Source organism: Amycolatopsis sp. NPDC058278, assembly GCF_042881395.1.
GTDB lineage: Bacteria > Actinomycetota > Actinomycetes > Mycobacteriales > Pseudonocardiaceae > Amycolatopsis.
This window is the reverse complement of record NZ_JBHVXZ010000023.1, coordinates 71728-94657: the sequence shown is the minus strand read 5'-3', so window position 1 is coordinate 94657 and position 22930 is coordinate 71728. Positions and strand designations below refer to the sequence as shown.

25 protein-coding genes are annotated in these 22930 nt (G+C 72.3%); 14 read left to right on the top strand and 11 right to left on the bottom strand.

Features of this window, described 5'->3' with window-relative positions:
* Positions 1-32 precede the first annotated feature (32 nt).
* Positions 33-1190: an FAD-dependent oxidoreductase gene (locus ACFVYA_RS14895; RefSeq protein WP_387045260.1), complete on the top strand. Its 1158-nt coding sequence runs from the start codon at positions 33-35 to the stop codon at positions 1188-1190.
* On the opposite strand, the gene ACFVYA_RS14890 is transcribed toward ACFVYA_RS14895, so the two are convergent.
* On the bottom strand, positions 1174-2040 hold the full coding sequence (locus ACFVYA_RS14890; RefSeq protein ID WP_387045258.1) for an esterase/lipase family protein: 867 nt from the start codon (positions 2038-2040) through the stop codon (positions 1174-1176). The genes ACFVYA_RS14895 and ACFVYA_RS14890 overlap by 17 nt on opposite strands.
* Positions 2041-2121: 81 nt before the next feature.
* Positions 2122-3540 carry a nitrilase-related carbon-nitrogen hydrolase gene (locus ACFVYA_RS14885; RefSeq protein ID WP_387045256.1) on the bottom strand — a complete coding sequence of 473 codons (1419 nt, stop codon included), beginning with the start codon at positions 3538-3540 and terminating at the stop codon, positions 2122-2124.
* Positions 3541-3736: 196 nt separating this feature from the next.
* On the opposite strand from ACFVYA_RS14885, the gene ACFVYA_RS14880 reads away from it, so the two are divergent.
* On the top strand, positions 3737-4864 hold the full coding sequence (locus tag ACFVYA_RS14880) for an anion permease (protein ID WP_387045254.1): 1128 nt from the start codon (positions 3737-3739) through the stop codon (positions 4862-4864).
* Positions 4865-4872: 8 nt separating this feature from the next.
* A complete protein-coding gene (locus ACFVYA_RS14875) occupies positions 4873-5094 on the top strand; it encodes a hypothetical protein (RefSeq protein ID WP_387045253.1) in 222 nt (73 codons plus the stop codon).
* On the opposite strand, the gene ACFVYA_RS14870 is transcribed toward ACFVYA_RS14875, so the two are convergent.
* The gene (locus ACFVYA_RS14870; protein ID WP_387045251.1) at positions 5067-5816 is read right to left on the bottom strand and encodes a hypothetical protein; all 750 of its coding nucleotides are present in this window, start codon (positions 5814-5816) and stop codon (positions 5067-5069) included. The two genes, ACFVYA_RS14875 and ACFVYA_RS14870, sit on opposite strands and share 28 nt — an antisense overlap.
* Complete coding sequence (locus tag ACFVYA_RS14865; protein WP_003082038.1) at positions 5813-6022, bottom strand: hypothetical protein; 210 nt, start codon at positions 6020-6022, stop codon at positions 5813-5815. Before ACFVYA_RS14865 ends, ACFVYA_RS14870 begins: the two co-directional genes overlap by 4 nt.
* A 41-nt stretch (positions 6023-6063) precedes the next feature.
* On the opposite strand from ACFVYA_RS14865, the gene ACFVYA_RS14860 reads away from it, so the two are divergent.
* Genes ACFVYA_RS14860 through ACFVYA_RS14850 form a run of 3 tightly spaced genes read left to right on the top strand, consistent with a single transcriptional unit; the run spans position 6064 to position 9063 of the window.
* Entirely contained in the window at positions 6064-6771 is a 708-nt protein-coding gene (locus ACFVYA_RS14860; protein ID WP_387045249.1) for a dienelactone hydrolase family protein, read from the top strand.
* 46 nt (positions 6772-6817) lie between these two features.
* Entirely contained in the window at positions 6818-8392 is a 1575-nt protein-coding gene (locus tag ACFVYA_RS14855; RefSeq protein WP_387045248.1) for a sensor histidine kinase, read from the top strand.
* Positions 8389-9063, top strand: a complete 675-nt coding sequence (locus ACFVYA_RS14850) for a response regulator (protein ID WP_285988634.1) — start codon at positions 8389-8391, stop codon at positions 9061-9063. Before ACFVYA_RS14855 ends, ACFVYA_RS14850 begins: the two co-directional genes overlap by 4 nt.
* Here ACFVYA_RS14850 and ACFVYA_RS14845 read toward each other — a convergent pair.
* Positions 9008-10144 carry an FAD-dependent monooxygenase gene (locus ACFVYA_RS14845; protein WP_387045245.1) on the bottom strand — a complete coding sequence of 379 codons (1137 nt, stop codon included), beginning with the start codon at positions 10142-10144 and terminating at the stop codon, positions 9008-9010. The genes ACFVYA_RS14850 and ACFVYA_RS14845 overlap by 56 nt on opposite strands.
* Here ACFVYA_RS14845 and ACFVYA_RS14840 point away from each other — a divergent pair.
* A complete protein-coding gene (locus ACFVYA_RS14840) occupies positions 10085-10741 on the top strand; it encodes a TetR/AcrR family transcriptional regulator (protein WP_387045244.1) in 657 nt (218 codons plus the stop codon). The two genes, ACFVYA_RS14845 and ACFVYA_RS14840, sit on opposite strands and share 60 nt — an antisense overlap.
* 61 nt (positions 10742-10802) lie before the next feature.
* Here the strand turns inward: ACFVYA_RS14840 and ACFVYA_RS14835 are convergent, their stop codons facing one another.
* The 5 genes from ACFVYA_RS14835 to ACFVYA_RS14815 all read right to left on the bottom strand — a co-directional run bounded on the left by ACFVYA_RS14835 (position 10803) and on the right by ACFVYA_RS14815 (position 16590).
* Positions 10803-11552: a VOC family protein gene (locus ACFVYA_RS14835; RefSeq protein WP_387045242.1), complete on the bottom strand. Its 750-nt coding sequence runs from the start codon at positions 11550-11552 to the stop codon at positions 10803-10805.
* A gap of 56 nt (positions 11553-11608) precedes the next feature.
* Positions 11609-12394: an ABC transporter permease gene (locus ACFVYA_RS14830; RefSeq protein ID WP_387045240.1), complete on the bottom strand. Its 786-nt coding sequence runs from the start codon at positions 12392-12394 to the stop codon at positions 11609-11611.
* Positions 12391-13305 (bottom strand): ATP-binding cassette domain-containing protein, encoded by a 915-nt coding sequence (locus ACFVYA_RS14825; protein ID WP_387045238.1) that lies wholly within the window; start codon positions 13303-13305, stop codon positions 12391-12393. The genes ACFVYA_RS14830 and ACFVYA_RS14825 overlap by 4 nt, the downstream gene beginning before the upstream one ends.
* Positions 13306-13375: 70 nt before the next feature.
* Complete coding sequence (gene hrpB, locus ACFVYA_RS14820) at positions 13376-15763, bottom strand: ATP-dependent helicase HrpB (protein ID WP_387045236.1); 2388 nt, start codon at positions 15761-15763, stop codon at positions 13376-13378.
* A complete protein-coding gene (locus ACFVYA_RS14815; protein WP_387045233.1) occupies positions 15760-16590 on the bottom strand; it encodes a glutamate ABC transporter substrate-binding protein in 831 nt (276 codons plus the stop codon). The genes hrpB and ACFVYA_RS14815 overlap by 4 nt, the downstream gene beginning before the upstream one ends.
* A gap of 76 nt (positions 16591-16666) precedes the next feature.
* Here ACFVYA_RS14815 and ACFVYA_RS14810 point away from each other — a divergent pair, with 76 nt between their 5' ends.
* From ACFVYA_RS14810 to ACFVYA_RS14785, 6 genes are all read left to right on the top strand, one after another.
* Positions 16667-17173 (top strand): MauE/DoxX family redox-associated membrane protein, encoded by a 507-nt coding sequence (locus tag ACFVYA_RS14810; protein ID WP_387045281.1) that lies wholly within the window; start codon positions 16667-16669, stop codon positions 17171-17173.
* A 72-nt stretch (positions 17174-17245) separates the two neighbouring features.
* Positions 17246-17989 (top strand): DsbA family protein, encoded by a 744-nt coding sequence (locus ACFVYA_RS14805; RefSeq protein WP_387045231.1) that lies wholly within the window; start codon positions 17246-17248, stop codon positions 17987-17989.
* Between the two features lie 108 nt (positions 17990-18097).
* Positions 18098-18442, top strand: coding sequence for a hypothetical protein (locus ACFVYA_RS14800; protein WP_387045229.1), 345 nt, complete (start codon positions 18098-18100; stop codon positions 18440-18442).
* A complete protein-coding gene (locus ACFVYA_RS14795) occupies positions 18439-19569 on the top strand; it encodes an NlpC/P60 family protein (RefSeq protein ID WP_387045226.1) in 1131 nt (376 codons plus the stop codon). The genes ACFVYA_RS14800 and ACFVYA_RS14795 overlap by 4 nt, the downstream gene beginning before the upstream one ends.
* Before the next feature lie 3 nt (positions 19570-19572).
* The gene (locus ACFVYA_RS14790; protein ID WP_285988645.1) at positions 19573-19956 is read left to right on the top strand and encodes a YbaB/EbfC family DNA-binding protein; all 384 of its coding nucleotides are present in this window, start codon (positions 19573-19575) and stop codon (positions 19954-19956) included.
* Positions 19953-20453 (top strand): YbaB/EbfC family nucleoid-associated protein, encoded by a 501-nt coding sequence (locus ACFVYA_RS14785; protein ID WP_387045224.1) that lies wholly within the window; start codon positions 19953-19955, stop codon positions 20451-20453. The genes ACFVYA_RS14790 and ACFVYA_RS14785 overlap by 4 nt, the downstream gene beginning before the upstream one ends.
* Here ACFVYA_RS14785 and ACFVYA_RS14780 read toward each other — a convergent pair.
* A complete protein-coding gene (locus tag ACFVYA_RS14780) occupies positions 20450-20941 on the bottom strand; it encodes a DUF664 domain-containing protein (RefSeq protein WP_387045222.1) in 492 nt (163 codons plus the stop codon). The genes ACFVYA_RS14785 and ACFVYA_RS14780 overlap by 4 nt on opposite strands.
* 153 nt (positions 20942-21094) lie before the next feature.
* Between ACFVYA_RS14780 and ACFVYA_RS14775 the strand changes: the two genes are divergently transcribed.
* Positions 21095-22927: a glycoside hydrolase family 3 protein gene (locus tag ACFVYA_RS14775; protein ID WP_387045221.1), complete on the top strand. Its 1833-nt coding sequence runs from the start codon at positions 21095-21097 to the stop codon at positions 22925-22927.
* Positions 22928-22930 lie beyond the last annotated feature (3 nt).

Here is a 22930-nt window from a genome sequence, read left to right as displayed (position 1 = left end):
GTCCCTTCCTCATCCGTGACGAAGGGACAGCTGTGTCTGTGATCATCATCGGTGCCGGTCTGGGTGGACTGAGCCTCGCGCACGGCCTGCGCCGCGCCGGAATCCCGTGCCGGGTCTACGAACGCGACGAGTCGGCGGGCGCGCGCAAGCAGGGGTACCGGCTGCACATCAGCGGCGTCGGCGACACGGCGTTGCGCGCGGTGCTGCCGCCGGAATCGCACGAACTCTTCCGCGCCACCGCAGGCCGCGCGTTGCCGCACACGAACGTCTACGACCACCGGTTGCGGCTGCTCACGCGCCTGGAAGACGAGGGGACGCACCTCAACATCAACCGCTTCACCCTGCGGCAGATCCTGCTGCACGGCCAGGAAGTCGCTTACGGCAAGCGGTTCACGCACTACGAGACCCATGCGGACGGTGTGACCGCGCACTTCGCCGACGGGACGGCCGCGCGGGGCGACCTGCTCGTCGGCGCCGACGGCATCAACTCCGGTGTGCGGCGGCAGTACCTCCCGCACGCCGAGGTCGTCGACGCCGGGCTGGTGCACCTCTACGGCCGGATCCCGCTGACGCCGGAAACGCGCGCGCTGTTCGAGCCGGAGATGTTCGCGGTGTTCTCCATGATGATCGGGCCGGACCGGACCATGGCCGGGTTCGCGCCGGTCGACTACCCCGAACCGGTGGCCGGCGCGTGCGCCCGGCTGGTGCCGGACCTGCGGTTGCGCGACGACCGGCCGTACATGACCTGCTCGGTGGGTGCGCGCTGGGAGGTCGTCGGCCACTCCGAAGCCGAGCTCGCCGCGATGGCGCCGGAGGACCTGCAGAAGGTGGCGCTGCGCCTGGTCGACGGCTGGCACCCGCTGGCCCGCGGGATGGTCGAGCACTGGGACGTCCCGGCGACGTTCCCGCAACCGATCCGGACGAGCATCCCGATCGGGCCGTGGGAACCGTCGCGCGTGACGCTCGTCGGCGACGCGATCCACGCGATGAGCCCGGCCGGCGGCGCGGGCGCCAACACCGCGCTGCGCGACGGTGCGACGTTGGCGTCCGCGCTGGCCGGGGCGCCACCGCTCGAGGCGGTGGCGGCCTACGAGACCGCGATGGTGGGCTACGGGTTCGCCGCCGTGCGGGAGTCCGCCGAAAACGGGCGCCGGTACCTGGGGCAGAACCCGCTCACAACGGCAGGGTGAACGGCGTGCACGCCGGTGTGTAGCTCGCGTCGAGCGCGTGCAGGATCAGGCCGGTGACGTTCGGGTCGATCGCCTGGCTCAGGTGCCCGGACGCGTCTCCCGCGCAGAAGTCCTGCAGGACGATGTCCGTGGTGCCCGGTTCACCGAGGATTCCGCTGGTGTAGGGCGTGACGACTTCGTCGTGCTTGCTCACGATGCTCGTGTAGGTGGGGCCGGGGACGTGGACGCCACCGCGGGCGAGGTCGTCCAGGAAGGCCGACGGCGCCAGGTACTCGGTGCACGCGCCGCACGCCGTGCGCAGGACCGCGCCGAGCCCGGGCACGGACGTGAGCAGGGCCTTGGCGAGTGCGTCGAGGCCGCCGAGCGTCGTCCCGCGGTAGTTGGCGCCGAAGCCGACGAAGCGGGCGACCTTGGCGGCACCGCCGCCGTACTTCAGGTAGTACGCGGGCATCGTGCTGCCTTCGGAGTGACCGACGATGTCGACCTTCGCCGCTCCGGTCGTGGACCGGACGTGGTCGACGAACCGGCCGAGCTGTGCGGCGCTGTCCCGCATGGACGCGAGCCCGCCGACGCCGGGGCCGAGGATGCCGGTGCCGTACGTCAGCGAGAAGACGCAGTAGCCCTGGGCGGCGATCTTCGGCGCGTGGAAGAACCAGTTGACGGTGTCGTTCGCACCGAGGCCGTGCACGAGCACGACGGGCTCCGGGTGTGCGGCGGAGGGACGACAGCCCCAGTCGTTCCAGCCGCTGCCCGGTGCCGCTTCCGCGACCGACGGCGCGACCGCGCCGAGGGTGAGCGCCGCGGCGAGCACGGCCAGGATTCGCTTGACACCGCCGTTGGTGACCCGCATTCCACTGCCTCCAGTTACCCGTCAGTACGTGACCCGGATCATGATCGGGCACAGACCGCTGGAGGCGACCTGGGAAAACGCTCAGAGTTGCCCGGCGGGCGTTGTGACGGGCGACAACGACGGCCTGCGGGCCGCCGTGATAATCCCGGCCAGGGCGACCAGCCCGCAGAGCCAGGCGAACCAGTCGCCGAATCGGGCGTACGGGGTCTTGCCGGGACCGAGCGGGACGTCGGCGACGACCACCGAGAACGGGCGGTCACCGGTGTGGGCGTCGGCCAGCACGTGCCCCTGGGCATCGGCCAGCATCGGCGTGCCGCGCGCGGCGCTCCAGGCCACCGAGAAGCCGTTCTCGACGCCGCGGATCAGCGCCGTGCGGCTGTGCACCCAGCCGTCGACGTCTTCGTCGGAGGCCGGGACGAGGACCAGGCCTGTGCCCGCTTGGCCGTATTCACGGCTGGGGTCGGCGAAGTTGACGTCCATGCACACCATCAGCCCGATCCCGGCGAGGTGCGCGAGCTGGGTGCCGGAGGCGAGGTTCGGCGAATCCCCGGTGTGCCACTTGCGGTACTCCACCGGCGGGCCGGACGGCGGAATCGCCAGTGCGGCGTTGAACCGGCCGTCCGGGGTCGTATCGATGACGCCGGTGATTACGTCGAGGTTCCTCGCACGGGCGACCTGCGTGAAGGCCTCGACGAGCCGCGCACGGCTGACCTGGTCCACCGCGAAGGTGGCTTCGGGGAGCACGACCGCCTGGACGCCGTCCGGCAGCCGGCCGATTTCGTCCACATAGGACTGCACGCGGGTGCGGCCCTCGAACGTGGCGACGTCGATCGCCCAGCGGCTCTGTCCCTGGGCGAGCAGGGCGATCCGCGTCGTCGGCCCGGTGAGCGGCGGCGTGCTCCAGAAGGCGAGCCCGGCCAGCACCGCGGCGGTGACGACCAGGCCGGAGAGCCGGGCCCGGCCGCGGACTCCCGGGGCGAGCGCGGCGGCCACGGCGGCCGGGACGAACAGCACGAGGAACTCCACGCCCCAGCCCCCGGTGACCGCGGCGATCCGCACGATCGACGGCCGGTCGGCCTGGGTCGTCATGAAGGTGCCCACGAGGCCGGTCGGGTTGAGCAGCGAAACGACGTAGAGCACGACGGTCCACAGCGCGGGTGCGGCGAGCGCAGCCGGCAAGCCGTGCCCACGCCGGACCAGCCACCGGAACAGCCCCGCGGACAGGGCGAACAACAGCGCGCTGCCGCCGAGGATCCCGATCCCCGCGGGGCGGGGGATCGAAAGCGAATGCCAGAAGTAACTCCAGCTGCCGGTGCTCCCCGCGAGGTAGGCGACGAACGCGCAGGCCACCGCCGCGGCGCCGGTGACGCGCGGAGCGAGCAGCAAGATCGGCAGCGGTGCCAGCCAGGCGAGTTCGGGCACCGGGTCCAAGCCCGTGCCGAAGAAGAACAACGCGGCCGACGCCACCGTCGCTACGATCGCCCACCCCAGCTTGGTCATCGTGTGGCCCCTTTCGCCCGGTTGCGATCCTTTCAGGCGACGCGGGCGGACACACTGGGCTGAACCACAGAGTCTTGGTGGGGTTTACCCCACCCCGGTTCATGCAGAGTTCGGTATGCCGTCACCCGGCAGGGATCGGCGTGGTCGCTGTCGATCAGTAGCGTTGCCGACGAACAGCAACGAAAGTGGGCCGCCCATGGACTTCTCGCTGATCGTGCTGGTGGTGATCGTCGCCGCGCTGGCCTTCGACTTCACCAACGGCTTCCACGACACCGCCAACGCGATGGCCACCTCCATCGCCACCGGGGCGCTCGAACCGAAAGTCGCCGTCGCCGTTTCGGCCGTGCTGAACCTCGTCGGCGCGTTCCTCTCGGTCGAGGTCGCCAAGACGATCTCCGGCGGGATCGTCGACGACACGAAGGTGACGCCGGTGATCATCTTCGCCGGGCTCGTCGGCGCCATCGTGTGGAACCTGGTGACCTGGCTGATCGGGCTGCCGTCGAGTTCGTCGCACGCGCTGTTCGGCGGGCTGATCGGCGCGACCTGGATCGCCTCGGGCTCCGACGCCGTCCACTTCGGGAAAGTCGTCGAGAAGGTCCTGATCCCGGCGCTCGCCTCGCCGGTCGTCGCCGGGATCGTCGCGACGCTGGGCACCTTCCTCGTCTACCGGATCACCGCCCGGGCCAAGCGGGACACCGTCGGCCGCACCTTCAAGGCCGGCCAGATCGCCTCCGCTTCCCTGGTGTCGCTCGCGCACGGCACGAACGACGCGCAGAAGACGATGGGCGTCATCACGCTCACGCTGATCGCGTCCGGCTCGCTCGCGCCGAACTCGGGGCCACCGCTCTGGGTGATCCTGACCGCCGGCACCGCGATCGCGCTCGGCACCTACCTCGGCGGCTGGCGGATCATCCAGACCATGGGCAAGAAGCTCACGGAAATCCGGACACCGCAAGGGTTCGCGGCGGAGACCAGCGCCGCGGCGGTCATCCTCACGTCGGCGCACCTCGGGTTCGCGCTGTCCACGACGCACGTCTGCTCGGGCGGCATCATCGGCTCCGGGCTCGGCCGCAAGCTCGCCGAAGTCCGCTGGGGCGTCGCGGGCCGGATGGTGCTCGCCTGGGCGCTGACGCTGCCCGCAGCCGCGATCGTCGGTGCGCTCGCCGCCGAGATCTCGACGCTCGGGACCTGGGGCACCGTGCTGGTCGGCCTGGCCGGGGTCGTCGTCGCCCTGGGCATCTACCTCGCGTCGAAGCGGAACCCGATCAACGCCCACTCCATCACCGAGTCCGAGCCCGGCGTACCGCAGCCGGCCAACGCCTGAGGAGCGCCGTGCACATCAGTTGGGGTTCCCTCGGTCTCGTCTTCGTCGTCGCCCTGGCGTCGGTCGTGGTCCTGACGAGCCTCTTCTCCTTCGGGGTGGTAGGGCTCTCCCAGCGCGAAGCGGCCCGCGAATCGGGTGCCCCGGGCACCGGGCCGCTGGCCGGCGCGGTCGTCTGCTTCGCCGCCTGCGCGGCGATCGTCGGCTACGGGATCTCCTTGATCGTGGCCTGAACGCGTTCCCGGAACCCTTCGGGCAGGCCGGCGAGCATCGGTTTCAGCGTGGCGCGCCGCGCCTCGCCCAGGTGGGCCAGCAGGTCGAGCGCCGGTGTCCAGAGGTCTTCGTCGGCGCTCGCCGCCGTGACCAGCCGGCCGAGCCGGTGCGCCGGGAGCAGGCCGACGACGTGGTCGACGCGGCGCTTGTCGTCGAGCACGAACGCGATCCGCAGCAGCGATGGGTCGTCGATCTGTTCCAGGGCCCGCCGCACGGTGGGGTCCGGCAGGTGCCCGACGAACCGGCCGAGGGTGATCCAGTCCGCCTTCTGCGCCAGTTCGCCGGCGACGGCGAGAACGGTGTCCAAGGGGATCCGGCTGATGATCGCGCTCGCGCGCCGCGGGTCGAGCTCCGCGGCCACGTCGGCGAGGAACCGGGGGCTGAGCCGCTTGGCGACGTCGACCCCGCGCGCGACGTCGACCAGGCCGGCGATCCGGGCGCACAGCAGCGGGCCGAACACCTTCTCGGCGATCTTGGCGAGCACCCCGACGGGCACGACCCGCGCGGCCAGGGCCATCCGCTGCAGCGCGGCGGCGTTGGCGTCGAACAGCGTGTCGGTGACCTGCTCGCGGAAGGCCTGCAGGTCGTCGGCGTCGACGCGGGCGAGGTACGCCAGGCGCGCGGGCTCGACGTCGAGGACGCGGGCGAGCTTGAGGATCTCCGCCTCGGCCGCGTAGTTCACAGGCCGACCGCCTTCCGGACCGCGCCGCGCAGCAGCGCGGGAACGTACCGGAGCCCTTCTTCGCCCGCTTCGGCGAGCGCTTTCGCCTGCCGCCTGCGCGCGTCGCGCAGCGCGTCGGCGAGGTCCTGCCGCTCGTGCTCTTCGAGGGCCTCGATGCCTTCGGGGAGGTAGCCGCCCAACTGGTCGGCGAGTGTGCGCTCGGCCATGGTGGATCATCATGCAACACGCCGGGCGCTACCGTGCGGATATGCGCATCGAGACGTCCACCGTCCGTGTCGGCGAACTCTCCGCTTACCTGGCCCGCCCGGACGGCGGATCGGCGTCCGGGATGCTCCTGCTGCCGATGATCACCGGGATCGGTGCACAGGTGCGGGCGTGGGCCGACGAGCTGGCCGGGCGCGGGATCACGGCGCTGGCCTGGGACGTCTTCCACGGCGCCAGCACCGACAACACCGCCCGCGAGGACCTCGGCGCGAAGCTCGGCGAGCTGCGTGACGAAGCCGCGCTCGCGGAGCAGGCGGCGTTGCTCGACCACCTGCTCGGCGACCTCGGCTGCACGTCGGCGGGTGTCATGGGCTGGTGCCTGGGCGGCCGGTTCGCGCTCTTGCTCGCCGCCCGTGACCAGCGGCTCTCCGGGGTCGTCGCCTACCACCCGACGGTCCGGGATCCGGCACCGCCGAACCACGACCTCGACGCGGTCGCTTTGTCGACATCGATCACCGCGCCGGTGCTGGTCGCCTACCCGGAAGCGGACGCGGTCGTCTCGCACGAGACGTTCGCCCGGCTGCAGACGGCATTGCAGGCCCGGCCGCGCGGCGCGACGTTCACCCAGCACTTCCCGGGCGCCGAACACGGCTTCAGCGACTCCGCGCGCCGCGGCACCGAGGTGAACGCCGAGGCCTTCGCCCTTTCCTGGCCGCAGACCCTGGCGTTCGTGGACACGCTGAAGGATTGACTTTCGGCAGTGGCCTGCCGTTGTCACGCCTTGTAGCTTCGAACCCGTGCGGGCGGTGACGAAGCGTAGGTGGCAGGTGGCGCTCGACGTCGCCATCGGGCTGTTCCTCGCGTTCACGGTCGTCGTCGGGGCGCTGGACACCCGGTCGTACTGGGAGCTGGCCGGCGGCCTCGTGGTCGTCACCGGCTCGGTCGCGACGGCCCGGCGGTACCCGGCCGTCTCACTCGGCTTCGCGCTGGCCGGGGCGCTGGCCGTGCCGTTCCCCTACGGCAGCCGCATGCCCGCGTGGGTGATCTTCGTGCTGGTGGCGATCGGCTACCAGGCCGGGCTGCGGATGCCGCGCGCCCGCCCCGGCATCCTGACCGGGGTGGCCGTCGCGGTCCTGGGGCTCCCGGTCGCGCTCGTCTTCGGTCCGGACGGCCTCGGCGACTGGGCGCAGCTGGTCGCGATCCTCGTCTTCGCCGGGCTGTCGCCGTGGCTGCTCGGCCGGTACGTCCGGGTCCGCGGCGAGCTCGCCCGCACCGGCTGGCGCCGGGCCGAGGAGATGGAGAGCAGGCAGCAGCTGGTCGCCGAGCAGGCCCGGCTGCGCGAGCGGGCGCGGATCGCCAGCGACATGCACGACTCGCTGGGGCACGAGCTGAGCCTGATCGCCGTCCGCGCCGCCGCGCTGGAGGTCGCGGGCGGGCTCGGCGACGCCCAGCGAGAGGCCGCCGCGCAGCTGCGGACCAGCGCCGCGACGGCCACCGAGCGGCTGCGCGAGATCATCGGCGTGCTGCGCGAGGACGCCGCGCCGGTCGAACCGGTGCAGGGTGACCTCGGCGAGCTGATCTCCCGGGCGCGGGCGTCCGGACTGCTCATCGAGTCCACAGTGGACGACGCGGAGCGGCCGCCGATGGTGGCCCGCGCCGCCTACCGCGTGGTGCAGGAAGCACTGACGAACGTGGCGAAGCACGCGCCGGGCGCCGCCGTCTCGGTCCGGGTGACCAGCGCCGGCGCGCGGACGGACGTCAGCGTGGTCAACGCGCCGCCGCCCGCCGGGCCGTTGCCCGGGGCCGCGTCCGGGCACGTCGGGCTGATCGGCCTGCGCGAGCGCGTCCGGCTCGTCGGTGGCACGCTGCGGGCCGGGCCCGAGGCCGGCGGGTTCGCCGTCACCGCGACGCTGCCGCACGGGGCCGCGCCGGTCGAGCGGCCGGAGACCGCCTCGGACGACGAAGAAGCCGGGACGTCGACGTCGGCGCGCGCCCTCGAACTGGCCCGGCGCGACGTGCGGCGCAGCCTGATCCAGGCCGTCGCCGTCCCGCTCGGCCTGTTCGGGGTGGTCCTCGCGGTCGCCGAGATCGCGTTCCTCTACCAGTGGAACTCCTCGGAGCTGCCCACCGGGGTCTACGAGCGGCTGCGGATCGGGCAGCCGCGGACCGAGGTGGCGCCGCGGCTGCCGGAGAACCAGCGCGACGCCCGGCCGCTGCGGAGCGAGCCGCCGCTGCCGTCCGTGCCCGGGGTCGCCTGCGAGTACTACGGCAGCGGACGGTCGTGGCTCGACAACGACTACGCCGCCTACCGGCTGTGCTTCGCCGATGGGAAACTGGTGGCGAAGGACTGGTTCACCGAGGGGGCGCCGTGATCAAGGTCGTGCTGGCCGACGACGAAGCGATGATGCGGGCGGGGGTGGCGGCGATCCTCGCCGCGGACCCGGGCATCGAGGTCGTCGCCGAAGCCGCCGACGGCCGGGAAGCGGTTTCCCAGGTGCTGGCCACGCACCCGGACGTCGTGCTGCTGGACATCCGGATGCCGGGCCTCGACGGCCTCGGCGCGGCCGCCGAGATCCGGCGGCTGCTGCCCGCGACCGGCGTCATCATGCTGACCACGTTCGGCGAGGACGACTACATCGAGCGCGCCCTCGGCCTCGGCGCGGGCGGGTTCCTGCTCAAGTCGGGCGACCCGCGCGAACTGCTCTCCGGTATCCACGCCGTCGCCGGCGGGGCCGCGTTCCTCTCGCCGAAGGTGGCCCAGCGGGTGATCGCCCGGCTCTCCGGCGGACAGCTGGCGCGTGCCGCCGCGGCTCGCGAGCGGATCGCCGCGCTGACCCCGCGCGAGCGGGAAGTGCTGACGCTGCTGGGTTCGGGACTGTCCAATGCGGACATCGCGGCGAAGATGTTCGTCGTCGAGGGCACGGTCAAGGCGCACGTGAGCACCATCCTGACCCGGCTCGGCGCGAAGAACCGGGTCCAGGCGGCGATCACGGCGTACGAGGCGGGACTGGTCGGGGGAGACGCGGCGGCGTCCACCCCGTGATTCCCGCGCCCATGCGGGCCGTCGCCTTGGCCGGCAGGCACTTCAGCAGGGCCGTGCGCAGTATCGCCGCGACGGGGTTGGTCAGCTGGGGGCCGAGTTTGCCCATCCGGACGGACTCGCGCACGACCTGCTGACTGCGCGGCCGTCGCTGCCGGTCGTAGTGCTCGAGGGCGGCGTCGACGGTGTCCTGTGTGGACACCGCGTGGGCGAGCACGACGGCGTCCTCGATGGCCTGGCAGCCACCCTGGCCGAGGAACGGCGGCATCGCGTGGGCGGCGTCGCCGAGCAGCGCGATCCGGCCCCGGGTGTAGGTCTTGAACGGGGTGCCGAGGTAGTAGAGGTCGTGGTGCAGCACGGCTTCGGGCGCAGTGGCGTCGAGGAGTGCCGGGATCGGCTCGTGCCAGTTCTCGAAGGCCGGTTCGAGGTCGGCTCGGCGGGTGTCCGGTGGGGCGAGGGTCGAGATCCACCAGTAGACGTCGCCACCGGTCAGCGGGAGGACGCCCACCTCGGTGCCGCGGTCGAAGCTCGTGCTCAGCCCGGTTCCGGGGCGGTGCGCGACACCGCGGAACGCCGTGCTGCCCGAGTACACCGGCGCCGGGTGGTCCGGGAAGAGGGCGTGGCGGACCCGGCTGTGGATGCCGTCGGCCGCGACGACGAGGTCGGCGCGCAGTTCGCTCTCGTTGTAGCGGACCAGGCCGTCTTCGCGGACTTCGGTGACTTCGGCGCCGGTCCGGAGGCTGTCCGCCGGGACGGCGTCCCGGAGGGCGGCGATGAGGTCCCGCCGGTGGATCGCGCCGAGCGGCCGCCCGTGCCGTCGTTCGAACCCGGCGGCGTCGAAGCGGGTGATCCGGCGGCCGCGGCGGTCGCGGAACCCGCCTTCTCGCTGCGGCGCCAGGCGCTCGCCGAGGTCGACGCCCAGTTCGTCGAGGCTGCGCAGGGCGTTCGGCCAGAGCGAGATCCCGGCGCCGACGTCGCCGAACTCGGGCGCTTTCTCGAGAACGGTGACCGTCCAGCCGACCCGGTGCAGCCCCGCGGCCGCCGCCAGTCCACCGATGCCCCCGCCGACCACTACTGCGTGCATGTCGCCTCCTCTACAGGTGTAGAGAACTCTACACCTGTAGAGTGCCTTGTCGTGGATCGGTTGGATGTGATCGCGGACGCAGCGATCGAAGTGATCGCGGCGGAAGGCATGCGCGGCTTGACTCACCGGGCGGTGGACCGCGCGGCGGGCCTGCCGACGGGGTCGACGTCGTACTACGCGCGCACGCGGGCGGCGCTGCTGGAACTGACGATCGCGCGGATCGTGGTCCTGGACCAGGCCCCGCTGACCGGTGGCGGTGGCGGATTGGCGGAGTTCGTCGCGGGGTATGCGTTCGACGCGATCACCGCGGGCCGGACGCGGATGCTGGCGCGGTACGAGTTCGCACTGGAGGCGACCCGGCGCCCGGAGCTGCGGGCGGTGTACGACGAGGGCGGTTTGCAGATCCGCCGCCAAGCGGCGGCCGCCCTGGAGGCGGCCGGTTCCCCGGACCCTTCGCGGCACGCGAGGGTGGTGGTGGACTGGATGGAGGGGACGATCTTCGGCGCGCTGGCGGGGACGGGATCGCTTGCGCCGCCCGACTTGGCTGAGCTGGTCGCGAGCGCCCGGGACATCCTCGCGGGGATCGGCGTGGGCTGACCTCGGCCCGGTGGCCCGCCACCCTGTCGTGGTGTTCGCAGCCGGCTGAGCAATCCGGCGGTCACCCGGACCGGGGTGGCGACCCGGCGGGGTCGCGGTCGGCCGGCCGCACGCGGAACTCGGTGCCGTCCGGATCCGCCAGCACGACGGTGCCGTCGGTGCGGGCCTCGAGCCGAGTGGCGCCGAGGGAGATCAGCGCGTCGACCGCCGCCCGCTGGTCGCCGTCCGCCGGGAGCAGCTCGAAGCGCTGCCGGTTCGGCCCCGCTTCCGGCGTCACGGGCGTGCCGTCCCAGGCGTCCCAGGCGACTTTCGTGCCGCCGCGCGGTGACTGGATCGCGATCTGCTCGCCCCGGTCCCACACCACGGGCCAGCCCAGCGCCTCGCTCCAGAACAGGCCGGCCTGCCGGGTTCCGGCACAGGTGAGCTCGCCCAGCGGCCCGCACCCGGCGAGGTAGCCGTTGCCGGGCTCGATCACGCAGAACTCGTAGCCTGCCGGGTCGGCCAGGACGACGTGCCCCTCCTCGGGCCGCTGTCCGACGTCGACGTGGCGGCCACCGAGCCGGACCGCCGTGGCCACCGTGTGCCGCTGGTGGTCGAGGTCGGCGCTGGTCAGGTGCAGGTGCATCCGGTTCGCGCCGAGCCGGCCAGCGCGGCCCGGGACGAACCGCAGGCCGAGCTGGGCGTCCCCGCCCGGCAGCAGCACACCGCCGGCATCCTCGACGACCTCCCGGCCGAGCAGGCCGGCCCAGAAGCGTGCCGGTCCTGCCGTGTTCTCCGCGTCGAAGGTCACCGCCAGCAGTCGCGAACGCATCACCGGAACGTAGACACTGCTCTCCTGGGGCGGCAAGGCAATATCGCACCGGGCGTTCAGGCGTCCCTGCGGCGCAACACCGCCGCGCCCGCCAGCAACGCCGCCGCGGCCCAGGCCGCGCAGATCACCAAGCCCACCCAAGGTGCGTACGGGGCGGCCGTCATCGTGATCGGGTTCGGCTGTCCCGCCTCGACCATGGCGTTCACCCCCGCGATGCCCGGGAAGTACGGCATCGCCTCCGGCAGGCCCAGCGACGCCGCGATCAGCGGCAGCGGGACCAGCAGCACGATCACCGACACCAGCGTCCCGGCCGCGCTGCGCAACGCCCAGCCGATTCCCGCGCACAACAGACCCAGCAGCGCGAAGTACCCGCCCATGCCCGACGCCGTCGTGAAGCCCGCTTCGAACGACGTCGGCAGGCCGTGGCCGTCCATCACCGCGGTGGCCAAGGCCATTCCCGCGCACGACAGCAGCACTCCGTACGTGAACAGCACCGGCGCCAGCACCGCCGCCTTCGCCAGGACCACGCGGGACCGGACCGGTGTCCACAGCAGCGTCGAGCGGATTCCTCCGCCCGCGTACTCGCTCGTCACGAACAGCGCCGCCAGCGCGATCACCGCGAACTGGGCCAGGTAGAAACCGCCGCCGAGGGCGATCGTGTGGGCGCCCTGCGGTTCGTCTCCGAGGCGCTGGGCGATCGCCGACAGCGTGCCGTAGCACAGCATCAGGGCCGTTCCCGCCGCCAGGCACCACCACGTCGCCCGGACCGACCAGAACTTCGTCCACTCCGCGGCCACCGCTCCCGGGAGCCCGCCGCCGCGTACTTCGACCGGTGCCGTCATGCCGAAACCCCGTATTCCACCGAAGAAGCCGTCAGTTCCATGTAGGCCTGCTCGAGCGACGCCGTCCGCTCGGCGAGTCCGTGCACGCGGATCCCCAGCTCGTGCAGGAGGTCGCCGACGCGGGTGACGTCGACGCCGTCCACCACCAGCTCGGCCGGCTCGCCCGGGTGCGTCAGCCCGCCCTCGGCACGCAAGCGCGCGTCCAGCGCGGCGCGGTCGCCGTCGGCCGGGACGCGGACCGAGACCGTCGTGCGGGAATTGCCCGCGATGAACTCCGCCACCGGCGCGTCGGCCAGCAGCTTGCCCTTGCCGATCACCACCAGGTGGTCGGCGGTCAGCTGCATCTCGCTCATCAGGTGGCTCGAGACGAACACCGTCCGCCCCTCGGCCGCCAGCGATCGCATCAGCTGCCGCACCCAGCGGACGCCGTCCGGGTCGAGGCCGTTGACCGGCTCGTCGAACAGCAGCACCCCCGGGTCGCCGAGCAGCGCGCCCGCGATGCCCAGCCGCTGTCCCATGCCGAGCGAGAACTGCCCGGCCCGCTTGCCGGCGACATCGGACAGCCCGACCGTCGCCAGCACCTCCTCGACGCGGCTCGCCGCGATGCCGTTGCTGCGGGCCATGGCCAGCAGGTGCTTCCCGGCGCTGCGGCCCGGGTGCAGTGCTTTGGCGTCGAGCAGCGCGCCGACCTCGCGCAGCGGGTGCCGCAGCTCGGCGTAGCGCCGCCCGCCGACCAGGGCTTCACCCGCTTGCGGGTGGTCGAGCCCGACGGTCATCCGCATGGTCGTCGACTTCCCGGCGCCGTTGGGGCCGAGAAACCCGGTCACCTGGCCCGAAGCGACGTCACAGGTGAGTGCGTCGACGACGGTCTTCTCCCCGTAGCGCTTCGTGAGTCCTCTGAGTGTGATCATGCGTCGAAGTCTGCGGTCCGCGGGGGTGCGCGGGCATCGGACGACGGTCGCGGGCCGCCCCCGACTTTCGTCAGGTGCGGCGGCGGGTGTGCCGGGTCGGGACGGCGCCGGCGGGGTCCTCCGGCCAGGGGTGCTTCGGGTAGCGGCCGCGCAGGTCGGCGCGCACGGCCGGGTAGCCGGACGTCCAGAAGGACGCGAGGTCGGCGGTGATCGCCGCGGGCCGTCCGGCGGGGGAGAGCAGGTGCAGCACCACCGGGACACCGGCGATCACCGGGGTTTCGGTCCAGCCGAAGGTCTCCTGCAGTTTCACGGCGAGCACCGGCTGGTCGCCGCGGTAGTCGACGCGGATGTGCGACCCCGACGGCACTTCGAGGCGGTCCGGGGCGAGGTCGTCGAGTTTCGCCGCTTCCGGCCAGGGGAGGAGGGCTTTCAGTGCGGTGCCCGCGTTGATGTTCGCCAGGTCGGACTTCCGGCGAGCGGTGCCGAGGTCGAGCCAGGAGTCCACATCGGACAACAGGGCGGCGTCGTCGACCGGGGGCCAGGGCGGGCCGAGGACGCGGTGCAGGAAGGCCATCCGTTCACGGAGGCGGATCGCGTCCTGGCTCCACTTCAGGAGGCCGAGTCCTTCGGATTTCAGGCCGGTGACCAGGGCGTCGCGGACGTCGGCGTGCTTGAGCGGCTTCTCGGACAGGACGATGGCGCCGAGCTTGCGGACCCGCCGGGCGACGACGTCGCCGTCCCAGGTGACTTCGTCCACTTCGGACACCTGGCCGGTGCGGACGGCGAGGGTCTCGTCGGCGGCCGCGGCGAGGCGGATGGTGCCGTGGACGCGGCCGGGATCGCGGGTGGCTTCGGCGATCGCCAGCCACTCGGCGTCGAGGCCGCTGCCGGGCGGGAGTTCGGCGGCGGTGCCGCCGGCCATGAGGTAGACGGGTGCGCCGCCGGGACGCCGCTTGGCGAGCCGTTCCGGGTGGGCGAGGGCGACGACCAGCGCGGGATCGGGCCGGCCGGCTGCGCGGGCGGGTGAAACCAAGCCCTCCAGCCGCCGCACTTCCCGCTTCCAGCGCCGCGCTCCTTCGTCCCCCGCCGAGCGCAGGCGTCTCAGCTCCGCGTGCACGTCCGTCAGCGTCGCGCCCGCGTCCAGCAGCGCCACCACCTCGGCCGCGTTGCGGGCGCCCACTTCGGAAGATCCGTCCAGGAGTGCGCGGGCCAGCCGCGGGTGCAGGCCGAGCTCGGCCATCCGGCGTCCGCGCCGGGTCACGGTCCCGTCCGACGACGTCGCGCCCAGCGTCACCAGCAGCGCCCGGCCCGCGGCCAGCGCGCCTTCGCCCGGTGGGTCCCACCAGGCCAGCCCGCTGCCGTCGGGGGTCGACCAGCACGCCAGCTCCAGCGCCAGCCGGGCCAGCTCGGCCGTGCGGATCTCCGGTTCGGGGTACGCCGGCAGCGTCGCCTGCTCGTGCTCGGCCCAGCAGCGGTACGCCCGCCCGGGCGCCTCCCGGCCCGCGCGGCCGGACCGCTGCGTGGCCACCGCCGCCGACACCCGGACCGTCGCCAGCCCCGGCAGCCCGCGCCGGTGGTCGACGCGCGGCACGCGCGCCAGTCCCGAGTCCACCACCGCGCGCACGCCCGGCACCGTCAGGCTCGACTCCGCCACCGCCGTCGCCAGCACCACCCGCCGCCGGTCACGCGGCCGGAGCGCGTCGTCCTGGTGCGCCGCCGACAACCGGCCGTGCAGCGGGAGAACGTCCACATCGGACAAACACAACAGACCCGCCGTCCGGGCGATTTCCCCGGCGCCGGGAAGGAAGGCGAGGACGTCACCGTCCCCGTCGGACAACGCGGTCCGCACCGCCTGCGCGACACACGCCTCGACGCGCTCACCGCGAGCGGGCGGGACGTACGAGAACTCCACCGGGTACGTCCGCGCCGTGGCCGTCACCACCGGGGCGTCGCCGAGCAGGGCCGCGAGCCGCCCGGACGCGACCGTCGCCGACGTCGCCAGCAGCCGCAAGTCCTCGCGCAGCCCGGCGCGGACGTCCAAGAGCAGCGCGAGCAGCAGGTCGGCGTCCAGGTGCCGTTCGTGGCACTCGTCGAGCAGGACCGTCGAGACGCCGGGCAGCTCCGGATCGCCCTGCACGCGCCGCACCAGCAGCCCCGACGTCACGACCTCGATCCGGGTCCGCGCGGACACCTTCCGGTCGCCGCGCACGGCGTAGCCCACCGTCTCGCCGACCGGTTCACCCAGCAGCGCCGCCATCCGCGCCGCCGCCGCGCGGGCCGCCAGCCGCCGCGGCTCGGCGACCACGACCCGGCCCTCGGCCGCCGCCGCCAGGGCGAGCGGGACCAGCGTCGTCTTCCCCGTGCCGGGCGGCGCCACGAGCACCGCGGTGCCGCGTTCGTCGAGCGCGGCGACGACGTCGGGCAGCACGGCACGCACCGGCAGGTCGGGGAGCTTCACTTCGACGTGACCTCGGGGGGCGGGGGCAGCTGGTAACCGGACGGGCCGATGTTCGCGTTGAGCGAGCGCAGCCATTCGCCGGAGGAGATCATCTTCCGGATGGCGTCGTCGACCGCGGCCACCCCCTGGGTGTCGTCCTTGCGCAGGCCGACGCCGTAGCTCTCCTTCGAGAACGGCTTCCCGACGATCTTCAGCAGCTCCGGGTCGCGCGCGACGTAGCCGGCCAGGATCACCGCGTCCGTGGTCACCGCGTCGATCTGCCCGGCGAGCAGCGCGGTCACGCAGTCGGAGTACCGCGGGTACTCGACCAGCTGGACGGCCTGGGCGTACTTGTCCTTCACCTGCTGCGCCGGCGTCGACCCGGTGACCGAGCACAGCCGGCGCCCGTTCAGCGCCTCGGGCCCGGCGATGTCGGCCGACGTCCGCCGCACCAGCAGGTCCTGGCCGGTGGTGAAGTACGGGCCGGCGAACGACACGACCTGCTTGCGCTTGTCGGTGATCGAGTAGCTCGCCACGACCAGGTCGACGGCGCCGGAGGTGAGGTCCGTTTCCCGCGTCGCCGACGTCGTCTCGCGCCACGTGATGTCCTTCGCGGGCACGCCGAGCTCGCTCGCGACGAAAGTCGCGACGTCGACGTCGAACCCGACGAACCGGCCGTCGATGGTGTGCTCGGAAAGCCCCGGGGCGTCGAACCGGATGCCGATGGTCAGGTGATCCGCGGCACTCGCCCGGGTGACGAGCGAGTCCGTGGGCGAGACCTTCGCCGGGCCGCACGCCGACGCGGTGACCAGCAGCAACGCCGAGCCGAGGAGCGTGCGCCACCGCATCCGGCCGCTCCCTCCGCCTCACGTTGTTCTCAGGTCCCCCCGTTAGCCTAAGCGCGTGGTGCGACCGTCCCAACCCGTGCTGAACACCGTCGGCACGCTCGCCCGGCTCGGGCTGGCGGCCGTCTGGCTCGTTTCCGGTGCGCTCAAGCTGGCGGATCCCGGCCAGACGCTGATCGCCGTGCAGGCGTACGAGGTGCTGCCGGACGCGCTCGAAGACATGGTGGCCATCGCGCTGCCGCTCGTGGAACTCGTGCTCGGGCTGCTGCTGCTCGCCGGCCTGGCGACCCGGTGGGCCGCCGCGGCCGCGCTGGGGCTGCTGCTCGTGCTCATCGCCGGTATCGCCCAATCGTGGGCGCGCGGCCTGAGCATCGACTGCGGGTGCTTCGGCGGCGGTGGCCACGTGGCGGCGGGGCAGACCGAGTACCCGCAGGAGATCCTCCGCGACACGGGGTTTGCGCTGCTGGCGGTGTGGCTGCTGGCGCGTCCGCGCACCTCGCTGTCGCTCGACGGCTGGCTGGCGCGAGGTCGCGGGAACTCGGGCGAACCCGGACCCGACTACTCGGGTATCGCGGAAGGGAACTGATACACAGTGGGTGGAGCAGAGCGGACCGCACGGAAGCGCCGTCAGGCGGCGCAGGCCGGTGGGGCGAGGGCGGTGGCCCAGGCCAGGGGCGCGTCCGGGGACAAGCGGAAGTGGATCATCGGCATCGGTGCCGTGGTCGTCTTGACCTTGCTGGTGATCGGCGGCGTGATCTGGACGATCGCGGACCGGAACCAGACCGAGGGCCAGGTGATCAACCCCGGCGCGTCGGCGAGCGCGCTGGCGGGCGATGTCACCCAGAAGCGCAACGGCGTGGTCGTCACCGTGGGGAAGGCCGGCGCCAAGGCCTCGATCGACGTCTACGCCGACTTCCTCTGCCCGATCTGCGGCGAGTTCGAGAAGCAGTACAAGAGCCAGGTCGAGCAGGCGATCAACGACGGCAAGCTGCAGGTGCGCTACCACATGGTGCCGCTGCTCAACCAGCGCTCCAGCCCGCCGGGCTACTCGCTCGACTCGGCGAACGCGGCGCTGGCCGCGGCCGACGCCGGCAAGTTCCTCCAGTTCCACGACGCGCTGTTCGCCAACCAGCCGCAAGAGGGCAAGCGCGGCTACGACAAGGCGCAGCTGATCGAGCTCGGCAAGAACGTCGGGATCACCGACCCGGAGTTCGCCCAGACCGTCAACGCCGGCACCTACGACCAGCAGCTGAACACCGCGTTCCAGCAGATCGAGAACGACCCGAAGCTGGCGCAGGACTTCGGCGGCGGGCAGTCCGGGTTCGGCACGCCGACGGTCACCGCGAACGGCTCGATCGTGTCCTGGCAGGACCCGAACTGGCTCAAGAAGGTCACCGGCTGACTCCGGGCAATTCGCCCACCCGGGTACGGAGCGTGGACTAGGCTGATTCCCGCACAGGGAACCGGGGGTGCCTCGCGTACGTCGCATCCTCGGTGACAGGGAGGGCCAGTGGACGGTTCGGGGTTTCACGTCGATGAGGGCGCGTACACGCGGTACGCGCGCGAAGTCGACCCGCTCGGGGAAGACGTCAAGGGGGCTGCGGAGCGGCACGTCGGCCCGCACGTGACGCTCGGTGGCCACGGCTTTTCCGAGATGGGCGGCGAGTCCGGCTTCTCCGGCGCCTACAGCGGCCGGATGCGTGCGCTGCAGGAGAAGATGCACCGCGTCGGCGGCGGCTGGGGGCAGGTCGGCGAAGCCGCCCGGCAGACCGATCGCAACTACGCGGCGGTCGAGGGCGAACACGGCGACGTCCTCCGGCGGCTCGGCGGCGACCTCGGGCAGGACCGCGCGTGACCGAGCAACACACCGACCAGCTCGTCCGGCACGGCCTGGACACGACGAACCAGTTCGCGCAGAAGCTGCGCCACGACCCGGCGGCCATCGGCGGCGCGCGGGACGCGCACGTCGCGCTGCAGACGTCGGTGGGCCGCACCCGCGACGTCGCGTCGGACCAGCGCGTTTCGCTGGCTTCGGCCAGCTCCGGCTCGACGACCGACCGCGCCACGGCGACGTCGCAGAGCCTGGAGAAGGAGGTCCAGGACCTCCTCGACGAGAGCGCCGAGATCGAGAAGGCCGTCGCGGAGGCGGCCGAGACGCTGCACGTCGGCGAGATCAAGAACGACCAGGTCCGCGACCAGATCATCAAGGAGATCGCGGCGTCGATGAAGGCGCTGGAAGCGGTGAAGACCATCCAGCCGCCGGAGAGCCGCGGCGCCGCTTCGCGCGACATCCTGATGAAGCTGCAGACGAAGATCAGCCAGCTCACCGGGCAGGCGGCGACGTTCAGCGAGCAGACGATCAACGACCTGACCGCCATCGGTGGCCGGCTCGGTGGCGGCGAGCAGTCGACGTCGGCTTCGTCGGCCGCTCCCGCGACCAAGGTCGGATCGTCGTTCAACAGCAACAGCGGGTACTCCGGCGGTTCGGACGGCGGTGGCGGCGGGGGAGGTGGCGGCGGCGGTGGCGGCGGTGGCGCCGTCCACAAACCGCGGCTACCGGTGGCGATTCCGCCGCAGCCCGGCAGCGGCGTCGCGATCAACCTGCCCGGCGGCAAGCAGGTCATGGCGCCGAACGAAACCGCGGCGAAGGCCGTGCGCAACGCGCTCTCCCAGCTCGGCGTGCCGTACGTGTGGGGCGGCACGGCCCGCGGTGTCGGCCTCGACTGCAGCGGGCTGACCATGACCTCCTACCAGGACGCCGGCCTGCAGCTGCCGCGGACGGCGGCGCAGCAGACGGTCGGGGCCGAGGTGCCCTCGATCGACCAGCTGCTGCCCGGCGACCTCGTGGTGTGGTCCGGGCACGTGGCGATGGTGATCGGCGACGGCCAGATGGTCGAGGCGGGTGACCCGGTGCAGGTCAGCAAGATCCGCACCACGAACGCGGGACAGTCGTTCATCGGCTTCTACCGGCCTACGGGGTGAGCTGTGGCTGAATTCGACATCGACCTGGCGTCCGCGCGGATCGCCGAACAGGCGGAGCGGGCGGGCGCGGAGGCGTCCGCCCGCCTCGCGCGCTCGGGTCCGGTGGTGGGCAAGGCTTCGTCCGGCGGCATCGAGGTCCAGGTGGCGCCGGGCGGGTTGCTGACGGGCGTGTCGATCCACCGATCGGAGCTGCGGCACGGGTCCGCGGTGCTCGCCGACCGGATCTTCGAGCTGGCCCAGCGCGCGACCCGCCGCGCGGGCGACCGGATGTACCACGCGCTGTCGCCCGTCGTCGATCGCGAGCAGCTGGAAACCCTGGGCTACGAGCCGATTCCGGACGACGACCCGGACGCCGAGACCTACTCCTACGGTGGGGGACCGCGGTGATCACGACCCGCCAGCTGATCGCCCAGGCCCGGGCCCGCGAAGAGGCCATGGCCCGCGTGGAGGAACTGCTCGCGTCGGCGTCGGGCACGGCCCACGACCTCGACGGCCAGGTCGAGGTGACGGTCGACGCCCGCGGCAAACTCCTGCGGCTGTGGCTGGCCCCCTCGGCGGTGGAGCTGGGCGAGCGACTGGGGCCGTTGGTGGTGGAGATCGCCCAGGCGGCGATGCGCGAGGCGACCCAGGACGGCTACAACAAGGTGGCCTTGCTGCTCGGCGAGGACATGACGGCCATGATCGAGCAGATGACCGGGATGCCGGCCCCGGCCCGCGCCGAGGACGACGACCCCGGCATGACGGTCGAGGAGTTCCAGCGGCTGCGAGCCGAACGGCTGGGGGCCGCGCCTTCATCGCCGGAACCCGCGCCGGCCGCGAGTGCCGAGGACGAGGACGCGTACTGGGAATCCTTCGACCCGGCCTCGCTGCGCTCGGACCGTTAAGCCAGCTGGGCGGTCGAATTCGCGCCGTCCAGCGACTCGCGGATGATGTCCGCGTGGCCGGCGTGCTGGGCCGTCTCGTGGATCAGGTGCAGCACGATCCGGCGGGCCGACCAGAACTGGGGTTCCGGGGGTGACCACGGCGTCGTCGGCAGCTGTACCTCGACGTCCAGTGAAGGCAGCGAAGCCACGTACTCGTCCGTCGCGGCGGCGGCCTCCGCGTAAGCCGCGAGCCAGTGGGACAGCGTCTCGCTCATCGCGTACTGGTCCGTGTCCAGCATGCCGTCCGGCAGCGATCCGTCGGCCGTCCGCAGGATCTGCAGCCAGAGGCGCTCGCCCGTGGCCAGGTGGCGGATCAAGCCGCCCAGGGTCAGCTCGCTGACCGTCGTGCGCTTGGCCGCGTCGGCGTCCGAGATGCCGCGGGCCGGGATCAGCAAGCGCTTGCGGACTTCGGCCAGCAGGCCCAGGAGGTCTTCGTGTTCGCGAGTCATGGTGTCACCGTATGGCCGAATCAGGCCAGTTCCCGACCGGAAGTCCCATCCCGCTGAGCGGAAACCGAGTTCATTCAGAGGTCTGGACCAACCCGTAACGGCTATGCATTAATTCAAGGCGTGAATTTTGGTCGCTCGACGAGGAGGACCCGGATGCGCCTCGAACGCAGGCTCGGTATCGGCGCGCTGGCTCTGGCGTTGCTGCTGGCGTCGGAAACACCCGCGACGGCCGGGCAGCACGGCCCGGCCTACCGGGACGCCTGGCGGCCGGTCAAGGTGCGGGTGGCCGACCTGCTGGGCCGGATGTCCCTCGACGACAAGCTCGGCCAGATGATGCAGGCCGAACGCCTGGGGGTCAAAAGCCCGGCGGACGTGACCACCGGACGGCTCGGCTCGCTGCTCTCCGGCGGCAGCTCGCAGCCGGCCCCGAACACCCCCGTCACCTGGGCCGACATGTACGACGGCTTCCAGAAGGCCGCGCTCGCCACGCCGCTGGGCATCCCGCTGATCTACGGGGTCGACGCCGTTCACGGGCACAACGGCCTCTACGGCGCCACCGTCTTCCCGCACAACATCGGCCTCGGCGCGACGCGCGATCCGCGGCTGGTCGAGAAGATCGGCCGCGCCACCGCGGAAGAGGTCTCCGGCACCGGGATCGACTGGGACTTCGCGCCCTGCCTGTGCGTCGCCCGCAACGACCGCTGGGGCCGCACCTACGAGTCCTTCGGCGAGGTCCCGCAGCTCGCCACGCAGATGACGTCGATCATCACCGGCCTGCAGGGGCGCCGGCTGAACCAGCCCGGCTCGGTGCTGGCCACCGCCAAGCACTACGTCGGCGACGGCGGCACCACCGGCGGCGTCAACGAGGGCAACACCGAGATCAGCGAGCAGGAGCTGCGCGCGATCCACCTCCCGCCGTTCAAGGCCGCGATCCAGCGCGGGGTCGGCTCGGTGATGATCTCCTACAGCAGCTGGAACGGCGTCAAGATGCACGCCGGCTCCTACCTGGTCAACGACGTCCTCAAGAAGGAACTCGGGTTCACCGGGATCGTCGTCTCCGACTACAACGGCGTCGACAAGATCGACGGCAAGAGCGGCTTCACCCCGGAAGAGGTCGAGGCGTCGATCAACGCCGGCATCGACATGGTGATGGTGCCCTACGAGTGGCAGAAGTTCATCGACACGCTGCGGTCGCTGGTGGAACAGGGCCGCGTGCCGATGTCCCGGATCGACGACGCCAACCGCCGCATCCTCACCAAGAAGTTCGAGCTCGGCCTGTTCGAGCACCCGCTGACCGACCGCCGGTTCCTGAACACGATCGGCAGCAAGCCGCACCGCGATCTCGCGCGCCAGGCCGTGCGGGAATCCCAGGTGCTGCTGAAGAACGAAGGGAATGTCCTGCCGCTTTCGAAGCGGGGCAAGGTCTTCGTGGCCGGCAAGAACGCCGACGACCTCGGCAACCAGTCCGGCGGCTGGACGGTCGGGTGGCAAGGCACCGGCGGCCCGGTCATCCCGGGCACCACCATCCTGCAGGGCCTCCGGCAGAAGTCCTCGAACGTCACCTTCGCCAAGGACGGCACGGGGATCGACCAGAGCTACGACGTCGCCGTCGCGGTCGTGGGGGAGACGCCGTACGCCGAAGGCAAGGGCGATCGGCCCCAGGGGATGGGGCTGGACGCCACCGACCTCGCCACGCTGCAGAAGCTGAAGGACTCCGGGGTGCCGACGGTGGTCGTGCTCGTGTCCGGACGTCCGCTCGACATCGCCGCGCAGCTGCCGGACTGGGCCGGGCTCCTCGAATCGTGGCTCCCGGGCAGCGAAGGACAGGGTGTCGCCGACGTTCTCTTCGGCGACTACAACCCGACCGGCAAGCTGCCGGTGACCTGGATGCGCAGCGCCGGCCAGCAGCCGATCAACGCCGGCGACGGCCAACCCGCGCTGTTCCCGTTCGGCTTCGGCCTGCGGTACCCGCACCGCCCCTGGTGATCC